Genomic DNA, 2658 nt, shown 5'->3' on the forward strand with positions numbered 1-2658 from the left:
TTCGTTTTCATAAATCTATTATAAAAGAAAAGACTGTAGACATCATCCATAAAATGGACTTTGTCTACAGTCTGAGGCTGTTAACAACAGCCTTCGCTTCCATCATTTCCTCCACAGCATCCACCAGAGTTATTAACCGGCTGAGCAACAAAGTGAATCGCACCATATTTTCCAAATTCTTCTAACGTAGGATAAGATCCTTCTTTGACAATTTCTCCGTCTAGCAATGTAACTGGTAAAATATCATTTCCTTTTTGTTGTAACAACTTTAAAATCGTGGAGTTATTAACAAAAGCATCTGGATCACTTGTAAGATTATGACGTGAAGCTTCTACTGAATCTATTCCCTCAAATGTCTCAAAAACTGAAGTCACCATGAGTAATTCTTCGTCTACAGAAGGTCCACACACTCCTGTTGAGCAACACATTGCTGGTTCAAATAGTTCCAATTTTTTCATCTTCTTTTTCTTCTTTACAATTACAGTTTGATGTATCACAAATGCAATTCTCTTCATTAGAAAATAATTGCATCATTGAACCCATAAATTGATCTACAAAGCTATCTGTCAATTGATATCTGTGCCATGTTCCATCTTTGGTAACAAGCACAATACCAACTTTTTCTAATACTTTAATATGGTGTGAAAGGGTCGGTTGAGTAAAATCAAAATGATCTAAAATATCGCATGCGCATAAGCTGCCACAAGACAATATATCAATGATTTTTAACCGTTTTGGATCAGCAAGTGCTTTAAGCATTACTGACATTTCATCATAGTTCATACTTAATCCTCCTGAACATAGACGCTTATCTATGCATTAATATAGATAAATATCTATAAATCGTCAATCGTTTCTGTATTTTTTATGCTTGATGAATAATCAATAGAACCAAAAAAGCATTAACATCGATAATTTTCTTTATCAATGTTAATGCTTCATATTGGTATATCGATCTAATAGATTTAATTCATCAAATGTAAAACAATCAGATTGTGTCACATTAGGCTTTTGATATTTTCGGTAAGATTTGATTATCTCAGAACATTAATATTGCCCCTTTAAAAAATTTTGTCAGTACTTTTAAGTTATTCCATTCTGAAAATTCAAAATTTTCGATAAAGTCCATATAATTATGTAAAAGCAAAAAGGCCATATGAACGCCTCTTTACGGTACAATGTTTTTAACCACTAAAAACATACCCAGGAGGCAATCATATGACCCAAGTACATTTTACACTGGAAACAGAAGATATTCAAAGTTTAATTGACCAGTCGGTCAAAGATAATGCGGCTAAACAAATTTTACAAACTGTATTTAATCAGTTGATGGACGAGCAGCGAACAGATTATATTCAAGCCACAAACTATGAACGATCAGACGATCGAAGAAGCCAACGCAACGGCTATTATGAAAGAGAATTAACGACTCGTATTGGCTCTCTTGAGTTGAAAGTTCCCCGAACACGCGACGGTGAATTTGCACCGACTGTATTTGAGCGGTATCAACGCAATGAGAAGGCTTTGTTAGCCTCTATGTTAGAGATGTATATTTCTGGTGTCTCTACACGTAAAGTCTCTCAAATCGTTGAAGAACTATGCAGTAAATCAGTCTCTAAATCCTTTGTCTCCAGTTTAACTGCCCAGTTAGACCCTATGGTCTCTGAATGGCAAAATCGTTCTCTATCAGACAGGTCTTTCCCTTATGTTATGACAGATGTTATCTACATCAAAATCAGAGAGAATCATCGTGTCGTATCTAAAAGCTGCCATATAGCGATTGGCATATCAGAAGATGGAGAGCGTGAGATTATTGGCTTTATGATTCAAGATGAAGAAAGTGACGAAACTTGGTCTCTCTTCTTCGACTACCTCAAAACCAGAGGGTTAAGTGAAGTGGAAATGGTCATTTCCGATGCCCACAAAGGCTTAGTCAAAGCCATCAAGAAGTCATTTACAAACGCTTCATGGCAACGATGCCAGGTTCACTTTATGCGTAATATCCTCAATTGTATCCCTAAGAAAGATTCAAAACCTTTCAGAGAAGAAGTCAAAGCACTCTTCAAATTTACGGATATTGAAACGGCTCGCAAGGCTAAAAATACTATAGTAAGTGCCTATAGCGAACAATCAAAATACCATAAAGCCTGTGAAAAACTAGATGAAGGATTCGAAGATGCCTTTCAATACGCCGTTGTCGGTAAAGGTCAATCGAGATTAAAAAGCACGAATCTTCTTGAACGGTTAAATGAAGAAGTCAGACGCAGAGAAAAAGTTATCCGAATCTTTCCGAATCACGCCTCTGCCAATCGTTTAATCGGTGCAGTTCTTATTGACCGTCACGAAGACTGGCTAAGCTCTACCAGAAAATATATTCAATTTTAACCTATAGGTTAAAGCTTTAAAACAGTGTACTGTATTTTACACAATTTTATGGACTTGACTAAATTTTCAGTCTATATAATTAACTTATATTCAGTTTTACCAAATGATAAGCTTTAAAAAGTATTCAGAATTTAGTCATGTTATGGATCCAATAAAGTAGATATGGAATATTTATTTTCTCTTGTCTAATTTATAAGAGGGAGCGTCAATAATTTTGTGTAAATGATTCTTCCCTACTGCAGATTGTTTCTAATTCTCAATCAGTTGGCTTAG

Annotated in this window: 3 protein-coding genes; 1 reads left to right on the forward strand and 2 read right to left on the reverse strand. The window is 35.2% G+C overall.

What is annotated here, in order from left to right; genetic code table 11:
* Window positions 1–80: 80 nt before the first annotated feature.
* Both arsD and AB5Z52_RS16560 read right to left on the reverse strand, forming a co-directional pair.
* Window positions 81–458: an arsenite efflux transporter metallochaperone ArsD gene (arsD, locus tag AB5Z52_RS16555; protein ID WP_005469942.1), complete on the reverse strand. Its 378-nt coding sequence runs from the start codon at window positions 456–458 to the stop codon at window positions 81–83.
* On the reverse strand, window positions 436–783 hold the full coding sequence (locus AB5Z52_RS16560; protein ID WP_003127874.1) for a helix-turn-helix transcriptional regulator: 348 nt from the start codon (window positions 781–783) through the stop codon (window positions 436–438). The genes arsD and AB5Z52_RS16560 overlap by 23 nt, the downstream gene beginning before the upstream one ends.
* Window positions 784–1218: 435 nt before the next feature.
* Between AB5Z52_RS16560 and AB5Z52_RS16565 the strand changes: the two genes are divergently transcribed.
* Window positions 1219–2385, forward strand: coding sequence for an IS256 family transposase (locus tag AB5Z52_RS16565; protein ID WP_021150677.1), 1167 nt, complete (start codon window positions 1219–1221; stop codon window positions 2383–2385).
* Window positions 2386–2658 lie beyond the last annotated feature (273 nt).

Origin of the sequence: Enterococcus sp. RTP21361st1_A6_RTP21361_211029, from assembly GCF_040910045.1 — a bacterium.
Classification (GTDB): domain Bacteria; phylum Bacillota; class Bacilli; order Lactobacillales; family Enterococcaceae; genus Enterococcus_D; species Enterococcus_D gallinarum.